The organism is Streptomyces huasconensis, assembly GCF_021028635.1.
GTDB lineage: Bacteria > Actinomycetota > Actinomycetes > Streptomycetales > Streptomycetaceae > Streptomyces > Streptomyces huasconensis.
In genome coordinates this window covers 3196735-3214488 of record NZ_CP086119.1, presented here as the reverse complement: position 1 = coordinate 3214488, position 17754 = coordinate 3196735, and the positions used below count along the sequence as shown (strand labels likewise).

Annotated in this window: 14 protein-coding genes and 1 tRNA gene; 10 read left to right on the top strand and 5 right to left on the bottom strand. The window is 71.7% G+C overall.

Translation table 11 applies throughout. The features are described 5' to 3' along the window. Window positions 1-300 precede the first annotated feature (300 nt). The 4 genes from eno (at window position 301) to J2N69_RS14410 (ending at window position 3748) form a co-directional block, all read left to right on the top strand. Complete coding sequence (eno, locus tag J2N69_RS14425; protein ID WP_435844739.1) at window positions 301-1584, top strand: phosphopyruvate hydratase; 1284 nt, start codon at window positions 301-303, stop codon at window positions 1582-1584. A gap of 130 nt (window positions 1585-1714) precedes the next feature. Next, window positions 1715-2194, top strand: coding sequence for an FtsB family cell division protein (locus tag J2N69_RS14420; RefSeq protein WP_127911865.1), 480 nt, complete (start codon window positions 1715-1717; stop codon window positions 2192-2194). Window positions 2195-2216: 22 nt separating this feature from the next. Continuing rightward, a complete protein-coding gene (locus J2N69_RS14415) occupies window positions 2217-2768 on the top strand; it encodes a DUF501 domain-containing protein (RefSeq protein ID WP_230901106.1) in 552 nt (183 codons plus the stop codon). Continuing rightward, window positions 2765-3748, top strand: coding sequence for a Ppx/GppA phosphatase family protein (locus J2N69_RS14410; protein ID WP_230901105.1), 984 nt, complete (start codon window positions 2765-2767; stop codon window positions 3746-3748). The genes J2N69_RS14415 and J2N69_RS14410 overlap by 4 nt, the downstream gene beginning before the upstream one ends. A 132-nt stretch (window positions 3749-3880) precedes the next feature. On the opposite strand, the gene J2N69_RS14405 is transcribed toward J2N69_RS14410, so the two are convergent. Further along, complete coding sequence (locus tag J2N69_RS14405; protein WP_230901104.1) at window positions 3881-4294, bottom strand: hypothetical protein; 414 nt, start codon at window positions 4292-4294, stop codon at window positions 3881-3883. Window positions 4295-4765: 471 nt separating this feature from the next. Between J2N69_RS14405 and J2N69_RS14400 the strand changes: the two genes are divergently transcribed. Both J2N69_RS14400 and J2N69_RS14395 read left to right on the top strand, forming a co-directional pair. Then, entirely contained in the window at window positions 4766-6181 is a 1416-nt protein-coding gene (locus J2N69_RS14400) for an NAD(P)/FAD-dependent oxidoreductase (protein ID WP_230901103.1), read from the top strand. A gap of 213 nt (window positions 6182-6394) precedes the next feature. Next, window positions 6395-7699, top strand: coding sequence for an SAM-dependent methyltransferase (locus J2N69_RS14395; protein WP_230901102.1), 1305 nt, complete (start codon window positions 6395-6397; stop codon window positions 7697-7699). Between the two features lie 68 nt (window positions 7700-7767). Here the strand turns inward: J2N69_RS14395 and J2N69_RS14390 are convergent, their stop codons facing one another. Further along, complete coding sequence (locus J2N69_RS14390) at window positions 7768-10281, bottom strand: ABC transporter permease (RefSeq protein WP_230901101.1); 2514 nt, start codon at window positions 10279-10281, stop codon at window positions 7768-7770. Between the two features lie 62 nt (window positions 10282-10343). Beyond that, entirely contained in the window at window positions 10344-11114 is a 771-nt protein-coding gene (locus tag J2N69_RS14385) for an ABC transporter ATP-binding protein (RefSeq protein WP_230901100.1), read from the bottom strand. A gap of 385 nt (window positions 11115-11499) precedes the next feature. Between J2N69_RS14385 and J2N69_RS14380 the strand changes: the two genes are divergently transcribed. Further along, window positions 11500-11582: transfer RNA gene (locus J2N69_RS14380), tRNA-Leu, on the top strand. 79 nt (window positions 11583-11661) lie between these two features. On the opposite strand, the gene J2N69_RS14375 is transcribed toward J2N69_RS14380, so the two are convergent. Then, window positions 11662-13662 carry an IclR family transcriptional regulator domain-containing protein gene (locus tag J2N69_RS14375; RefSeq protein WP_230901099.1) on the bottom strand — a complete coding sequence of 667 codons (2001 nt, stop codon included), beginning with the start codon at window positions 13660-13662 and terminating at the stop codon, window positions 11662-11664. A gap of 144 nt (window positions 13663-13806) precedes the next feature. On the opposite strand from J2N69_RS14375, the gene J2N69_RS14370 reads away from it, so the two are divergent. From J2N69_RS14370 to J2N69_RS14360, 3 genes are all read left to right on the top strand, one after another. Next, window positions 13807-14994, top strand: coding sequence for a 4-hydroxybenzoate 3-monooxygenase (locus tag J2N69_RS14370; RefSeq protein WP_230901098.1), 1188 nt, complete (start codon window positions 13807-13809; stop codon window positions 14992-14994). Between the two features lie 15 nt (window positions 14995-15009). After that, window positions 15010-16368 (top strand): MFS transporter, encoded by a 1359-nt coding sequence (locus J2N69_RS14365; protein ID WP_230901097.1) that lies wholly within the window; start codon window positions 15010-15012, stop codon window positions 16366-16368. Between the two features lie 66 nt (window positions 16369-16434). Next, window positions 16435-17364, top strand: a complete 930-nt coding sequence (locus J2N69_RS14360; protein ID WP_230901096.1) for a Bax inhibitor-1/YccA family protein — start codon at window positions 16435-16437, stop codon at window positions 17362-17364. Window positions 17365-17470: 106 nt separating this feature from the next. Here the strand turns inward: J2N69_RS14360 and J2N69_RS14355 are convergent, their stop codons facing one another. Next, complete coding sequence (locus J2N69_RS14355; RefSeq protein ID WP_127911873.1) at window positions 17471-17701, bottom strand: DUF4287 domain-containing protein; 231 nt, start codon at window positions 17699-17701, stop codon at window positions 17471-17473. Window positions 17702-17754 lie beyond the last annotated feature (53 nt).

Sequence of the window (17754 nt, the reverse complement as noted above, 5' to 3'; positions counted from 1 at the left end):
GGAAGCACGGCCGTACTCCCCGCCCCGTCCCCACGGGCTCCCCGCCCCGGTGCGCGTACCCCCGTACGCACCGGGGCGGGGCCATGTCCGCACCACCGCCGCTCGGCTCCCTTGTTCGCTACCAGCGAGTAGAAAACGTGGGCTTACGCCCTGTTTCCCGGCTGTTTGCGCACTTGACCGTCCCACGGGACGGGCGGTCGGCTGGCCGAAGGCTCCGGGCCGGTTAGGCTCAGGAGACGCAGGGCCGAAGCGGCCCGGCGTAATCGTGTTTACGCGTCACACTCCCAGAAGGAGATGCTCGTGCCGTCCATCGACGTCGTCGTAGCCCGGGAAATCCTGGACTCCCGAGGCAACCCCACGGTCGAGGTCGAGGTCGGCCTCGACGACGGCAGCACCGGTCGTGCCGCCGTTCCGTCCGGTGCCTCCACCGGTGCTTTCGAGGCCATCGAACTCCGTGACGGTGACCCCAACCGTTACCAGGGCAAGGGTGTCGAGAAGGCCGTCCTCGCCGTCATCGAGCAGATCGGCCCGGAGCTGGTCGGCTACGACGCCACCGAGCAGCGCCTGATCGACCAGGCCATGTTCGACCTGGACGCCACCGACAACAAGGGCTCCCTCGGCGCCAACGCCATCCTCGGCGTCTCGCTCGCCGTCGCGCACGCCGCCTCCGAGGCCAGCGACCTGCCGCTGTTCCGCTACCTCGGCGGTCCGAACGCGCACCTGCTGCCCGTCCCGATGATGAACATCCTCAACGGCGGGTCGCACGCCGACTCCAACGTCGACATCCAGGAGTTCATGATCGCGCCGATCGGCGCCGAGTCGTTCTCCGAGGCGCTGCGCTGGGGCACCGAGGTCTACCACACGCTGAAGAAGGTCCTGAAGAGCAAGGGCCTGGCCACCGGCCTCGGCGACGAGGGCGGCTTCGCCCCGAACCTCGACTCCAACCGCGCCGCCCTGGACCTCATCCTGGAGGCCATCAAGGAGGCCGGCTACGTCCCCGGCGAGCAGATCGCGCTCGCCCTCGACGTCGCCGCGTCCGAGTTCTACAAGGACGGCACCTACCAGTTCGAGGGCAAGTCCCGCACGGCCGCCGAGATGACCGAGTACTACGAGGAGCTCGTCGCCTCGTACCCGCTCGTCTCCATCGAGGACCCGCTGTTCGAGGACGACTGGGCCGGCTGGAACGCCATCACCGAGAAGCTCGGCGACAAGGTGCAGCTCGTCGGCGACGACCTGTTCGTCACCAACCCGGAGCGCCTGGCCCGCGGCATCGAGGAGAACTCCGCGAACGCCCTGCTCGTCAAGGTCAACCAGATCGGTTCGCTGACCGAGACCCTGGACGCCGTCGAGATGGCCCAGCGCAACGGCTTCAAGTGCATGATGTCGCACCGCTCCGGCGAGACCGAGGACGTCACCATCGCCGACCTCGCCGTCGCCACCAACTGCGGCCAGATCAAGACCGGCGCCCCGGCCCGCTCCGAGCGCGTCGCCAAGTACAACCAGCTGCTGCGCATCGAGGAGATCCTCGACGACGCCGCGGTCTACGCCGGCCGCAGCGCCTTCCCGCGCTTCCGCTCCGCCTGACCCGAGCACCGCACGGCCGAGCTGTCCGCAGCTCGCGCAGCCACGTAGTTGCGTACGTCCCCGCAGCCGGTCCCGTACCGTGTGCGGGGACGTATGTACGTGCGGACGCAAGCTCTGGGGAGACCGAACCATGGCCAAGGCCGGGACCAAGGACCGGTTCTCCACCGCTACCCGCCTGCGGCTGCTCGGCGAGCAGACCGCCGAGCGGGTCTACCGCTCCCAGACCAAGCGCCAGGCGCGCCGCTCCCGGCTCACCGGCCGCGCGGCGCTCCTCGCGCTCGTGCTCTGCTCCCTGGTCGTCGCGCTCGCGTACCCGATGAGGCAGTACGTCTCGCAGCGCGCCGAGATCGACGACCTGCGCCGGCAGCAGGCCGAGCACCGGGCCGACGTCGAGAAGCTGCGGGACGAGAAGGCCCGTTGGCAGGACGACGCGTACGCGCAGCAGCGCATCCGGGACCGCCTGCACTACGTGATGCCGGGCGAGACCGGCTTCACGGTGATCGACCCCGCCGCGGCCAAGAGCCGGCGCGCGGACCAGGGAGCGGTCGCCCGCCCCTGGTACTCGAACGTCTGGCACGGCATCGACAAGGCCGACCGTGCCGGTGACTGACCGACTGACACGAAAGACAGGCATGGAAACGCCCCCGCCGAGCACCCCGCGCACCGAGCCCACCGACGCCGACGTCGAGGCCTTCAAGCAGCAGCTCGGCCGCCCGCCGCGCGGCCTGCGGGCCATCGCGCACCGCTGCCCCTGCGGTCAGCCCGACGTCGTCGAGACGGCGCCGCGCCTGCCGGACGGGACGCCCTTCCCGACCACGTACTACCTGACGTGCCCGCGAGCCGCCTCCGCGATCGGCACGCTGGAGGCCAACGGCGTCATGAAGGAGATGTCGGAGCGGCTCACGACGGACGAGGAGCTGGCGAAGCAGTACCGCGCCGCGCACGAGGACTACATCGCGCGCCGCGACGCCATCGAGGTCCTGGAGGGCTTCCCGAGCGCGGGCGGCATGCCGGACCGCGTGAAGTGCCTGCACGTCCTGGTGGGCCACTCGCTGGCCGCGGGACCCGGCGTGAACCCGCTCGGCGACGAGGCCATCGCGATGCTGCCCGAGTGGTGGGCCAAGGGGCCGTGCGTCACGCCGTGCGCCCCCGAGGCACCCGAGAGTGCCGAGGGCGCCGAGTGACCCGCGTCGCCGCGATCGACTGCGGCACGAACTCGATCCGCCTCCTGGTGGCCGACGCCGACCCGGCCACGGGCGCGCTCGTCGACCTGGACCGGCGCATGACGATCGTCCGCCTCGGCCAGGACGTGGACCGCACCGGCCGCCTCGCCCCCGAGGCCCTGGAGCGCACCTTCGCGGCCTGCCGGGAGTACGCCGAGGCCATCAAGGAGCACGGCGCCGAGCACGTCCGCTTCGTCGCCACCTCCGCCTCCCGGGACGCGGAGAACCGCGACGAGTTCGTGCGGGGCGTCCTGGACATCCTCGGCGTCGAGCCGGAGGTCATCACCGGGGCGCAGGAGGCGGAGTTCTCCTTCACCGGCGCGACCAAGGAACTGACCGGCCGTGACGACCTGGCCAGGCCCTACCTCGTGGTCGACATCGGCGGCGGCTCCACGGAGTTCGTGGTCGGCGCGGACGGGGTCGAGGCGGCGCGCTCGGTGGACGTGGGCTGCGTCCGCATGACGGAGCGTCATCTCGTGCGGAACGGCGTCGTCGCCGACCCGCCGACGCGTGAGCAGTTCGCGGCGGTGCGCGCGGACGTCGAGGCCGCCCTGGACCTCGCCGAGCGGACGGTCCCGCTCCGGAAGGCCCGCACCCTCGTCGGCCTCGCGGGCTCGGTCACCACGGTCGCCGCGATCGCGCTGGGCCTCGACACCTACGACTGGCGGGCGATCCACCACGCCCGCATCCCGTACGACCAGGTCAAGGCCGTGGCGGAACGCCTGATGAGCGCCACGCACGCCGAGCGCGCCGCGATCCCGGTGATGCACCCGGGGCGGGTCGACGTCATCGCGTCGGGCGCCCTCGTGCTGCTCTCGATCATGGACAGGATCGGTGCCGAGGAGGTCGTCGTGAGCGAGCACGACATCCTGGACGGCATCGCCCACAAGGTGGCCGAAGAGGCCGAGCAGCGGCGGCAGGGCGCTCCCGGCGCGGCCTGAGGCCCCCTGGGCCCCGCACGAGCCGCGACGGCGCGCCCCCGGCCCTTCTGGGCGAGGCTGGGGGCGCGCCGTGTCTTTTCCGGGCGGACGCGGGGCGTCGGCCGCCCCGCTGCGGGCGGCGGGGCCCGCCCACTAGACCGCGTTGCCGCCGTAGCCGGCTTCCGCGGGCACGCCGCGCCCGAGCACCCCGCCGAGCAGGTTGTTGAGGACGCCGAGCAGTGAGCCGAGGACGGGGAGCTGGTTGGTGGGGGGCTGGGGGTCCTTCTTGGACAGGGTGCCCTGGCCGATCTTGTCGCTGTCCGTCATGTCGTTGTCGTTGTCGTTGTCGTTGTCGAGCATGTCGTCCTCGACCATGCCGTTGTCGAGCATGTCCCTGCCGAGCGGGTCGTCGCCGAGCGGGTCGGGGTCGGGGTCGGCGGCGCGCGGCTGGGTGACGTCGGCCGTCGTGTTCGCGGGCGTGTGGTGCTCGGCGGCGGCAGTACCCGCGCTGCCGAGGGTGGCCGCGGCGACGAACGTCGCCGTGACGAATGCGGTGCGGATGCGCATGAGGCTCCTTTGCGGACGGATGGTCTCCCCCTGGCATCCATTCACCCGGGCATCGCGCGCGACCGCATCTGATCGGCGGCCATCCGGCGGCCATCGGGTGACATCGGGGGCCCTGACGTCCGGTCGACGGCCTGTCGGAAAAAGTTCGTGAAGTTCTTCACAAGGAATTGGGCCCCTGCGGGCGAGGTTCGCGGTCACAGGGCCGCCGAAAAGGTCATTCCGGGGTTCTCGGCCGGGTGGCCCGGACGCCCCGGGCGGTCGGCCGACCGGCGGCGCCGCGGGGTGGTCCACCCCGGCGGCGGACCCGGACCGGCAGCTCACAAGGGGTGGACAACGACTCATGAGGTGCGGTGGTTCCCTTGGGACGCCATGACCTCGGTCACGTGGGCGGCGAAGTGTAGCAGAGCCCCCCGGCAAGCTTGTGAAGGGGCGCACGAGCACCCCCCGCCGAGCGGGTGGATACTCGATGGCATGAGCACCACGGAGCGTCCCAGGATCCTCGTAGTAGGCGGTGGGTACGTAGGCCTGTACGCAGCTCGGCGCATCCTCAAGAAGATGCGCTACGGAGAGGCGACCGTCACGGTCGTCGACCCCCGGTCGTACATGACCTACCAGCCCTTCCTGCCCGAAGCCGCCGCCGGCAGCATCTCGCCGCGGCACGTCGTCGTCCCGCTGCGACGCGTGCTGCCCAAGGCCGAGGTTCTCACCGGCCGGGTCACCACCATCGACCAGGACCGCAAGGTAGCCACGATCGCCCCCCTCGTGGGCGAGGCGTACGAGCTGCCCTTCGACTACCTCGTCATCGCGATGGGCGCGGTCTCCCGCACCTTCCCGATCCCCGGCCTCGCCGAGCAGGGCATCGGCATGAAGGGCATCGAGGAGGCCATCGGCCTGCGCAACCACGTCCTCGAGCAGCTGGACAAGGCTGACTCCACGACGGATGAGGAGGTCCGCCGCAAGGCGCTGACCTTCGTCTTCGTCGGCGGTGGCTTCGCGGGTGCGGAGACCATCGGCGAGGTCGAGGACATGGCCCGCGACGCGGCCAAGTACTACAAGAGCGTCAAGCGCGAGGACATGCGCTTCGTGCTCGTCGACGCCGCCGACAAGATCCTCCCCGAGGTCGGCCCGAAGCTCGGCCAGTACGGCAAGGAGCACCTGGAGAGCCGCGGCGTCGAGGTCTACCTCTCGACGTCGATGGACTCCTGCGTGGACGGCCACGTCGTTCTGAAGAACGGCCTGGAGGTCGACTCCAACACCATCGTGTGGACCGCCGGCGTCAAGCCGAACCCGGCGCTCGCCCGCTTCGGTCTGCCGCTCGGCCCCCGCGGCCACGTGGACACCCAGACCACGCTCCAGGTGCAGGGCACGGACTACATCTGGGCGGCCGGCGACAACGCGCAGGTGCCGGACCTCGTCGGCCGCAAGGCGGGCAACGAGAACGCCTGGTGCCCGCCGAACGCCCAGCACGCGCTGCGTCAGGCGAAGGTCCTCGGCGACAACGTGATCTCCGGCATGCGGGGCTTCCCGCAGAAGGAGTACAGCCACGCCAACAAGGGTGCTGTGGCCGGTCTCGGCCTGCACAAGGGCGTCGCGATGATCGTCATGGGCAAGATGAAGATCAAGCTCAAGGGCCGTCTCGCCTGGTACATGCACCGCGCGTACCACGGCATGGCGATGCCGACGTTCAACCGCAAGATCCGCGTCTTCGCGGACTGGACGCTCGGCATGTTCCTCAAGCGCGAGGTCGTCTCCCTCGGTGCTCTGGAAGCGCCTCGCGAGGAGTTCTACGAGGCCGCCAAGCCGGCCCCGAAGCCGCAGGCCGCGGCCGAGCCCGCCCCGGCGGCCAAGGCCGAGGCCAAGGACGACGAGAAGGCCAAGGCCTCCTGACCTCGCGTCACTGATCCACCCCGCAGGGGGCCGCCCGCCATCCGTGGTGCGGGCGGCCCCCTTCGGCGTACCCGGGCTGCGGGCGGCGCGGGATAGATGTCCGTGGCATCTATTTTGCCGTTCCATGACACGGCGGGGGGACTGCGCGCGGGGTTCTTCGGTGTTTACGTGGTGTCGGACCGATCACAGGTCGTCGTCACGGAGGTGTGCGTTATGCAGAACGCCGCACTGCGGCTGAAGAGTCTCGCCGAGCAGCTGATGGGAGCCCCGCTGCCGGTGCGCATCCGCGCCTGGGACGGCTCGGAGGCCGGGCCTCCGGGCGCCCCCGCGCTCGTCGTCCGCAGCCGCCGCGCCCTGCGCCACCTCCTGTGGAAGCCGGGCGAACTGGGCCTGGCCCGCGCCTGGGTGGCCGGTGACCTGGACGTCGACGGCGACCTGTACGAGGTGCTCGACCGGATGGCCGAGTTCATCTGGGAGCGGGGCGAGGACGCGCCGGGCCTGCGGCAGGCGCTGCGCGACCCGCGGGTCCGGGCCGCCGCCCGCTCGCTGCTCGCCCTCTCCGCGCCCTTCCTGCCGCCGGCCCCGCCACCCGAGGAGATGCGCAGACACGGCCGCCTCCACCGGCACACCAAGGGCAGCGACCGACGGGCCGTCAGCCACCACTACGACGTGGGCAACGACTTCTACGAGCTGGTCCTCGGCCCCTCGATGGTCTACTCCTGCGCCTACTGGGCCTCGCCGGACTCCACCCTGGAGGACGCCCAGCGCGCCAAGCTCGAACTCATCTGCCAAAAGCTCGCCTTGAAGCCCGGCATGCGCCTGCTCGACGTCGGCTGCGGCTGGGGCTCCATGGCGATCCACGCGGCCCGGGAGCACGGCGTCACCGTCGTCGGCGTCACCCTCTCCCAGGAGCAGGCCACGTACGCCAGGAAGCGCATCGCCGACGAGGGCCTGACCGACCGGATCGAGATCCGCGTGCAGGACTACCGGGACGTGCGCGACGGCCCGTACGACGCGATCTCCTCCATCGGCATGGCCGAACACGTCGGCTCCGAGCGGTATCTGGAGTACGCGCACGACCTGTACGCCCTGCTGAAGCCGGGCGGGCGGCTGCTCAACCACCAGATCGCGCGCCGCCCGCGGGCCGACGAGTCGGCGTACGAGGTGGACGAGTTCATCGACGCGTACGTCTTCCCCGACGGGGAGCTGGCGCCCGTCGGCACCACCGTGGGGCTCCTGGAGCGGGCCGGGTTCGAGGTGCGCGACGTGGAGGCCATCCGGGAGCACTATGCCCTGACCCTGCGCCGCTGGGTCGCCAACCTGGAGGCGGGGTGGCCCGAGGCCCAGCGCCTCACCTCGCCCGGCCGTGCCCGCGTCTGGCGGCTCTACATGGCCGCCTCCGCGCTCGCCTTCGAACACAACCGCATCGGCGTCAACCAGGTCCTCGCGGTGAAGACCCCGGAGAGCGGCGCCTCGGGGATGCCGCTGCGGGCCCGGGAGTGGCGCGCGCGGCCATAGGTGTCCGTACGTGAGAGGGGCCCCGGACGGATCACCGTCCGGGGCCCCTCTCCTCGTACCGCTGTCGGCTACTCGCTCTTGATCGCCATCAGCGGGTTCAGCTTCGCCGCGCTGCGGGCCGGCCACATCGCCGCGAGGACACCGACCAGGGCCGCGATCCCGAGGAAGACCACGATCCGGCCGAGCGGGATCTCCATGGTGTACGTGGAGACGCTGTTGGAGATGGTGCCGCCCGCGACCCAGCCCATGAACAGGCCGAGGCCGATGCCGAGCACCGCGCCGAACAGGGAGATGATGACCGCCTCCAGGCGCACCATCTGCTTGACCTTCGCGCGGTCCAGGCCGATCGCCCGCAACATGCCGATCTCGTGCTTGCGCTCGAACACCGACATCGCGAGGGTGTTGATGACGCCGAGCACCGCGATCAGGACGGCCATGGCCAGCAGGCCGTAGAGCATGTTCAGCATCATGTTGATGGCGCCGGCCACCGCGTTGCTGATCGCGTCCTTGTCCTGGACGGTGATGGCGGGGTTCTCGCCGAGGGCCTTGACGATGGCGTCCTCGGCCTTGGCGGAGGCGCCGTCCTCCATCTTCACCAGGACCTGCTTGTCGACGACCTTGGTCAGGTGCGGGTCGACGACCGAGGTGGCGGCGAAGACGCCGCTGAGCATTTCGTTGCCCTCGTAGACACCGGCGACCTTCACCTTGACGGTCTTGCTGTCGTCGTCGAACTTCAGCGGGAAGGTGTCGCCCGCCTTCAGGCCCTTGTCCTTGGCCAGCTTGTCGTCGATGAGCGCGTCACCGGCCTTAAGGCCGTCCACCGAGCCGCCGATGAAGTCCATGCCGACCAGGCTGCCGAAGGTCTTCGGGTCGACGCCGGAGATGGTGGTGAAGCCGCCGTCGGCCTCGCCGTACGCCTGGCGCAGCGGGGTGGTCGCCTCGACGTCGGGGAGCTTGTCCAGCTTCTCGCGGACCTCGGGGGCCAGCGGCTGGAAGTTCGCCATGGCGACGCTGTAGTCGGCCTTCATGGAACCGGCGGCCATCTTGTTGATGGCACTGCTCATGGAGGTGGCGACGACCGTCATCGCCGTGATGAGGGTCAGGCCGATCATCAGGGCCGCGGCCGTGGACGCCGTGCGGCGCGGGTTGCGCACCGAGTTGAGGCGCGAGAGCTTGCCGGTGACGCCGAACGGCTTCAGGAGCGGGGCCGAGGCGGCGATGAACGGGCGGGACAGCAGCGGCGTGAGGACGATGACGCCGACGAGCATGACGCCCGCGCCGCCCGACTTCACGTAGTTGTCGTCCATGAACAGCATCAGCGCGCCGAGCGCGACGATGATCGAGCCGATGGTGTTGCGGACCACCAGGCCGCGCATGGTCGGCGTCGCGTGGACGCTGTTCATCGCGGCGATCGGCGGGATCTTCGCGGCGCGGCGGCCCGGCAGCCAGGCGGCCAGCATGGTCACGACGACGCCGATGAGCAGCGCCACCACGATCGTGGTCGGGGCGATGACGAGCGGTCCGTCGGGCAGCGAGGCGCCCGCGGAGTTCATCAGGGACTCCAGGCCGACGGCCACGCCGATGCCGAGCGCGAAACCGGTCACGGCGGCGATCATGCCGACCAGGAAGGCCTCGATGAGCACGGAGCGCGTCACCTGGCGGCGCGAGGCGCCGACGGCCCGCATGAGCGCCAGCTCCTTGGTGCGCTGGGCGACCAGCATGGTGAAGGTGTTGGCGATGATGAAGATGCCGACGAAGAGCGCGATCCCGGCGAAGATCAGCAGGACCTGGCTCATCGAGCTGGTCTGCTCCTCGATCATGTCGTCCTGCTGGGCCTTCAGCTCCCCACCCGTCATCGTCGGGTGGTCCTCGGGCAGGATCTTCTCGACGGAGCGCTCCAGGGCCGCCTCGGAGGTGCCCCCGGCCGCCTTCACGTCGATCTCGTCGTACTGGGTCTTGTTGAGCGCCTTGAACGCCGTCTTGTTGTCGAAGAGGACCAGGCTGCCGCCCGCGACGACGCTGCCCTCGTCGGTGTCGAAGACGCCGCTGACCTTCGCGGTGCGCACGGGGCCGTCGGTGGAGAGGCGGACGGTGTCGCCGACCCGGTAGCCGGTGCGGTCGGCGGTGCGGGAGTCGAGGGCGATCTCGCCGGCGGACGTCGGGGCGGCGCCGTCGGTGAAGTCGTAGCGCGGGTCCTTGCCGCCCTTGCCGGGGAAGTAGTTGGCGCCGGTGGTGCCCCACTCGCCGCCGACCAGCTTGCCGTCCTTGTCGGCGAGGGCGGTGAAGCCGGAGACGGAGCCGATCGCGGAGTCGGCGCCGGGCAGCGCCGCGGCCTTCTTCAGGAGGGCGTCGGTGAGCCGGGGCTTCTCCTTCTTCCCGTCCTCGTCCGAGCCGCCTCCGGAGAGGACGGCGACGGAGACGTGGTCGAAGCTCTTCGCCGACTTGTTCTTGTAGGCGTTGCCGAAGGTGTCGGTGAAGACCAGGGTGCCGGAGACGAAGGCGACGCCGAGCATGACTGCGAGCACGGTCATGAGCAGCCTGGCCTTGTGCGCGAGCACGTTGCGCAGGGCGGTACGGAACATGGGTGTGAGTCCAGGTGAAAGGGGGGCGGAGGGCCGGGGGAAGGAACGAGGCGAAGGGACGCCTAGCTGGTCCGCCCCTTGGCGTCGAAGTGCTTCATCCGGTCGAGCACGCCCTCGGCGCTGGGCCGCAGCATCTCGTCGACGATCCGACCGTCCGCGAGGAAGATCACGCGGTCCGCGTACGACGCGGCCACCGGGTCGTGGGTGACCATCACGACGGTCTGCCCGAGGTCCCGCACGGAGTTGCGCAGGAAGCCGAGGACCTCCGCGCCCGAGCGCGAGTCGAGGTTTCCGGTCGGCTCGTCACCGAAGATGATCTCGGGCTGCGAGGCGAGCGCGCGGGCCACGGCCACGCGCTGCTGCTGGCCGCCGGACAGTTCGGTCGGCCGGTGGCCGAGCCGTCCGGAGAGGCCGACCATCTCGATGACCTGCTCCAGCCACTTCTTGTCGGGCTTGCGGCCCGCGATGTCCATGGGGAGCGTGATGTTCTCCAGGGCGGTCAGCGTCGGCAGCAGGTTGAACGCCTGGAAGATGAAGCCGATCTTGTCGCGGCGGAGCTTGGTGAGCTGCTTGTCCTTGAGCGTGGACAGCTCCGTCTCGCCGAGGCGCACCGACCCGGAGCTGAAGCTGTCCAGGCCCGCGACGCAGTGCATGAGCGTCGACTTGCCGGACCCGGAGGGACCCATGATGGCGGTGAACTCGCCCTGCCCGAAGTCGACGGAGACGTGGTCCAGGGCGACCACCTGGGTCTCACCCTGTCCGTACACCTTGGAGAGGTCCGTGGCGCGGGCGGCCACGGCGGTGGCTCGGGTGGCGAAGGGGGTGGTGGTCACGGGACGGTGCTCCTGTCGGGACGACGAGTGGGGACGTACTCCATCGTCGCGGCCGATCGGCGTCCTGTAGTCAGCCGCTGTTCCGGTTCCCGGGGCCCTCTCCAGTCGGACTCGGGGGCCACATGTCATACCTGGGGATGAGGGGCGTCCCTGAGGTCCGGCACCTGGGGCGGGAACGGACGGGAGGCTAAATTCCGTCATTCCGCGCAGAGGCCCATGAGACCGGCCGCGGCCATGGAAAGGCCTCCGGCAAGTACCAATGGCCCGTACCGGCGGCTGATGCCCCCTCAGACGTCAATAAAATAAGACAACATCATGCCGTTCCCCCGCTGCTCGGGGGACGCCTCCCGATAGGGTCGAATCCTTGATGCGGGGCCCACGGCCTGCCCGGATGGTGGAATGCAGACACGGCGAGCTTAAACCTCGCTGCCCCTCGGGGGCGTGCCGGTTCGAGTCCGGCTCCGGGCACCTCCGCCATCTCGCGACGGCGGGGGCGCCCGACGGGTGCGCGGCATGTGCCTGACGCAACGTCACCTCGCCTGCGTGGTCAGGACATCCGCATCGTGTTGAAGCGGGCGGCGACGTGCAGGTCCGTTTCGATCGCCGCCGCCGTCGCGCGCAGGGCGGGCAGCAGGGCGTCGCGGGTCCGGGAGAGCGGGGCGGTGCCCGCGTGCTGCGCGACGTTCACGGCGGCGACCACCCGCCCGGCCGCGTCCCTGACCGGCACGGCCACCGAGCGCAGCCCGTCCTCCAGCTCCTGGTCGACGGCGGCGTGGCCCTCGGCGGCGGCGCGGTCGAGGACGCGGGCCAGCTCGTCGGGGTCGGTCACGGTGCGCGGGGTCAGGGCGCGGGGCGGGGCGGCCTTCAGGAGGCGCTCGCGCTCCTCCTCGGGGAGCCCGGCGAGCAGCACCCGGCCCATGGCGGTGGCGTACGCGGGAAAGCGGGTGCCGACCGTGATGTGGACACTCATGACGCGGACGGTGGCCGCCCGCGCGACGTAGCGGATGTCCGTGCCGTCCAGGACCGTCGCCGACGCCGACTGGCGCACCCGGTCGGCGAGGTCGCGCAGGTGCGGCTCGGCCAGCTCGGCGAAGGTGAGCCCGGACAGGGCCGCGTGGCCCAGCTCCAGGATGCGGGGGAGGGGGCGGAACAGGCGGCCGTCGTGGGCCGCGTACCCCGCCGCCTCCAGTGTGCGCAGGCAGCGCCGCGCGGTCGCCCTCGGCAGCCCCGTGGCCTCGGCGAGCACGGTGAGCGGCAGCCCGCCGCCACGGGCCCCGCCAAGGGCACGCAGCACGGCGAGCCCACGGGCCAGTGACTGGAGGAAACCGGGGCCGAGCTCGTGCTTGGCGGTGGCGGGGTCGGTGGCTTCGGGGGTGGGGGCCTGGCCGCCGACGGCTTCCAGGGCGGGCGCCCGGCCGTCGGTGGCCTTCTGGGCGGGTGCCCGGCTGTCTGCGGCTTCCGGGGCAGGCGCCCGGCCGACGGCGGCTTCCGGGGCAGGTGCCTGGCTGTCTGCGGCTTCCTGGGCGGATGCCCGGCCGTCGGTGGCCTCGTGGGCGGGTGCCCGATCGACGCCGACCTCCTGGGCGGGTGCCCGGCTGTCTGCGGCTTCCTGGGCGGATGCCCGGCCGTCGGTGGCCTCCTGGGCGGGTGCCCGATCGACGCCGACCTCGTGGGCGGGCGCCCGGCTGTGTGCGGCTTCCTGGGCGGATGCCCGGCCGGTGCCGACGTCCAGGGCGGACGGCCGACCGTCGGCAGTCGGCCGGGGCTCCGTCTCCGAGAGGGCCGCCAGGTGTTCCGCCTCCGCGTGCAGTCGCGGCAGCACCGCCTCCGCGAGGCCTTGTGCCGTATGTCTGCTGGTGTGGCTCACCGCCGAGAGCGCGTACCGCACCCGGCCCGTGGTGCCGCGCACCGGGACCGCCACCGCGATCAGGCCCGGCTCGATCAGCTGGTCGTCCAGGGCCCAGCCGCTCCGCCGTGCGTGCGCCGCGCGTTCCGCGAGGTCCGGGGCCCCGGCGGGCGCGGGGCCCGGCGGCAGGGCGGGGTAGGTCTCCTGGGCGGACCCGGTGGCCACACGCTCCCGCCAGGCGGCCCACCGCTCCGCGTCCCAGGCGGCCGCGAAGAGGGCGCCGGGAGCGCAGCGCTCGGGCGGCAGCAAATCCCCGATGCGGAAGGCCACCGACATCGCGCGGCGCCGCGCGGCCTGCGTCACGAAGCGCACTCCGTCGCCGTCGGGCACGGCGAGCGACACCGACTCGTCCAGCTCGTCCGCGAGCCGGGCGGTGCGGGCGGCGACCTCGCCGGTCAGGCCGCTGGCCGCGAGGTAGGCGTTGCCCAGCTCCATGAGGCGCGGGGTGAGGTGCAGCTGCTGGCCGCGCAGGCGTACGTACCCGAGCCGGGCCAGGGTCGTCACCACCCGGTCGACCGTGGAACGGGCCAGGCCCGTGGCGCGGACCAGGTCGCCGGCCCGCAGCTGCCCCGGCTCCACCCCCGCGAGGGCGCGCAGGACGGCCAGGCCGCGCTCCAGGGGGCGTACGGACTCTTCCGGCATGGCGCGCCGCTCCTGACGTCTGGCGGAATCGGGTGCCGCACGCCCGTTGACACGGCACGGGCGCGGCCCGAGACTCCCCGCTCAAGCATTGTGAACGAAAGTTCACCAGGCGAACAAGCGGGCCGGGCGAGCGAGGGGCGAGGGATGCGCACCAGCGTCGGAATCATCGGGGCCGGACCGGCCGGGCTGCTGCTCGCCCGCCTCCTGCACAACGCGGGGATCGACTCCGTCGTCCTGGAGAGCCGCGACCGCGCCTACGTGGAGCGGCGCCAGCGCGCCGGAATCCTGGAGCAGGGCACCGTCGACGTGCTGCGCGAGGCGGGCGCCGGGGCCCGCATGGACCGCGAGGGCCTCCCGCACGACGGCATCGAGCTGCGCTTCGACCGCCGCAGGCACCGCGTCGACCTCCCCGCGCTGACCGGCGGCAGGTCCGTCACCGTCTATGCCCAGACCGAGGTCTGCAAGGACCTCATCGCCCTCCGGCTCGCCGAGGGCGGCCCGCTGCTCTTCGAGGCCGAGGCGCTGGCCGTCGAAGGCGCCGAGACCGAGAACCCGAGGGTCCGCTTCCGGCACCAGGGCCGCGAGGAGGTCCTGGAGTGCGACTACGTGGTGGGGTGCGACGGCTTCTGGGGCGTGGCCCGCAAGGCGGTGCCCGAGGCGCTCTCCCGGGTCTTCGAACGCACGTACCCGTACGCCTGGCTCGGCATCCTCGCCGACGTACCGCCCTCCCACGACGAACTGGTCTACGCCCGCCACGACCGCGGCTTCGCCCTGCTCTCCATGCGGTCGCCGAGCGTCACGCGCGCGTACCTCCAGGTCCCCGACGGCACGGACGCCGCCGACTGGACCGACGAGGAGATCTGGGACGAGCTGGACCGCCGCCTGGAGACCGACGACCCCGCCTGGACCCTGCGGCGCGGCCCCGTCACCGCCAAGTCCGTCACCCCCATGCGCAGCTACGTCCACGAGCCCATGCGCCACGGCCGCCTCTTCCTCGCCGGGGACGCCGCGCACATCGTCCCGCCGACCGGCGCGAAGGGCCTCAACCTCGCCGTCGGGGACGTCGTCACGTTCGCCCGCGCCCTGGTCCTGCTGCGCGAGAAGGGCGACCCGAGCCGCCTGGAGGCGTACTCCGCGACCTGCCTGCGCCGCGTCTGGCAGGCCGAACGCTTCTCGTACGCGATGACGACCCTGCTCCACCGCGCCCCCGACGCCACCCCCTTCGACGACCGCCTCCAGCTCGCCGCGCTGGAGCGGATCACCACCGCGCGCGCGGCCGAGACCGACCTGGCGGAGGCCTACACCGGTCTCCCCTTCGACGAGCCGCAGTAGGAAGAGAGGCAGCACGTGACCCCTCCCGCCCGTGACCGCACCTTCCGCTCCGTCGCGCCTGTCCTCGCCCTGTGCTGGCTCGTCGTCTTCTTCGACGGCATGGACGTCAACATCTACGGCGCCGTCATGCCGCACCTCCTCGACGACGAGGGCTTCGGCTTCAGCACCTCCACCGCCGGGACCATCGGCTCCTGGACCACCTTCGGCATGCTGCTCGGCGCCCTCGGCTGCGGCACCCTCACCGACTGGGCGGGCCGCAGGCCGATGGTGACCGGCAGCGTCGTCCTCTTCTCGCTGGGCTCCGCGCTGTGCGCGCTCGCGCCGAGCGCCGCCTTCTTCGGCGCCGGACGCTTCGTCTCCGGTCTCGGCCTCGGCGGACTGATGCCGATCGGGCTCGCGATCGTCGCCGAGTTCGCGCCGCCGCGCAGGGCCGCGCTCGCCACCGGCCTGATGATGACCTCGTACCACGCGGGCGGCATGGCGGCCACGGGCCTCGGGCTCGCGCTCGGGCCCGGCCACGGCTGGCGCGTCGTCTTCTGGTGCGGCGTGCTCCCCGCGCTCGTCGCCGTCCCGCTCGTCGTCAAGTGGCTGCCCGAGTCGCCCGGCGTGCTCCTCGCCAAGGGGCGTGTCCGCGAGGCCGAGGCGGTCGCCGCCCGCTACCGCCTGCCGTCCCCGACGGCCGCCGAAGCACCCGAGGCCGGGGCGAAGGGCCGCTTCACCGCGGTCGCCGCGCTCTTCGCGCCCGGCCGACGTCTGGCCACCCCGCTGCTGTGGACCGCCTCCTTCGCCGGGCTCCTCCTCGTCTACGGAGTCTCCACCTGGCTCCCCGAACTGATGCGCGCCTCCGGATACTCCCTCTCCTCCTCCGTCACCTTCCTGATGGTGATCAACGCGGGCGGCATCGTCGGCATGCTCGTCGCGGGCCGCGCCGCCGACCGCTTCGGCGCCGTCAGGGTCTCCGCGGTCTGGTTCCTGCTCACCGCCTGCGGCGCCTTCCTGCTCAAGGCTCAGCTGCCGCTCGGCGTCGCCTACGCCATCGTCTTCGTCACCGGCATCTGGCTCTTCTCCGCGCAGGTCATGGTGTACGCGGCGACCCCCGCGCTCTACGGGCCCGCGGAGCGCGCCACCGGGCTCGGCTGGGTCACCGGCGTCGGGCGCACCGGGGCGGTCGTCGGGCCGTGGCTCGGCGGCGCGGTGGTGGCGGGCGGCGACGCCTCCCTCGGCTTCACCACCTTCGCGGTCGCCGCCGTCCTCGGGGCCGCGGCCATCTCGCTGGTGCCACTCGCCCGGGGGAACGATTCCGATCCGGGAACAGTCGGGGCCGTCCCGGGCGTTCTCGGTCACAGAGGGGGAAAGATCCTCCCCAAGCACTAGGTCCATCCTTTTGCCTACGCATTACTCTTGAGGCAAAGCCACGCACGGTGGCCATGGAGGAGTGAAATGAGGAGCAGCAACCCGGTCTTCTCGCGACGGGGGTTCAGCCGCGACAACGGCTACGCCGGCTTCGGCGCGCAGCCGCAGGCCGGGGGACCCGCAGCCGCGACCCAGACCCAGGGCAACCCGTACGCGCAGGGCAATCCGTACGTCGGCGGCCAGCAGGCCCCCGCGGGCAACCCCTACGCCACCAATCCGTACGCCCAGCAGGACGTGCAGCACGGCGCGCCCCAGGCGCCCGTAAGCACCACGGGCCGCATGACGATGGACGACGTCGTCATGCGCACCGCCACCACGCTCGGCACGCTGCTGGTCACGGCGGCGCTCGCCTGGGCGCTGCTGCCGGTCGACGACGCCAACATCGGCAAGTCGTACGGCATCGCGATCGGCGCCGGCCTCGTGGCGATGGTGCTCGGCCTGGTGCAGTCCTTCAAGCGCAAGGCCTCGCCCGCGCTGATCATGACGTATGCCGCGCTGGAGGGCGTCTTCCTCGGCGTCGTCTCCAGCGTCGTCGACAACCGCATCGCGGACGGCGCGGCCATGCAGGCCGTGCTGGGCACGATGGCGGTCTTCGTCGGCGTCCTCGTGGCGTACAAGGCGGGCTGGATTCGCGTCAACCGCCGCTTCTACGGCTTCGTGATGGCCGCGGCGATGGGCTTCCTGCTGCTGACCGCCGTGAACCTGCTGTTCATGGTCTTCGGCGGCGGTGACGGCCTCGGCTTCCGCAGTGGCGGCCTCGGCATCGTCTTCGGCATCGTCGGCATCCTGCTCGGCGCCTGCTTCCTCGCCCTGGACTTCAAGCAGGTCGAGGACGGCATCGCGTACGGCGCGCCGAAGGAAGAGGCCTGGCTCGCGGCCTTCGGCCTGACGATGACGCTCGTGTGGATCTACCTCGAGTTCCTGCGCCTGATCGCGATCCTCCAGGGGAACGACTGACGCGGGCGCATGAAGTGACAGCCGAAGGGCCCGCGGACCGGAACCGGTCCGCGGGCCCTTCGCATGTCGGCTGGGGGGTCGTGGTCGGGGGGTGGTGGCCGCCGGGTCAGCGGAGCTTGCGGGCGGCCCGCCTCAGGTCGTACTCGTGGATGATCGCTTTCGCGTGGCCGTACGCGAGATTGTGCTCGGCACGCAGCCAGCTGACCTTCTCCTCGAAGCGGAAGAGAGAGGGACCTTCCTCCACCGCGCGCAGCCAGTCGGAGATATCACGACCGGTGCACTCGGGGATTCGGGCGATCAGGTTGCGGTGGGTCTCCTCGGAGAAGACTTGTGACATCGGCGCCTCCGGACGCGTCGCGATGTGTTCCGTCCTTCACGCCACCGTGCCCG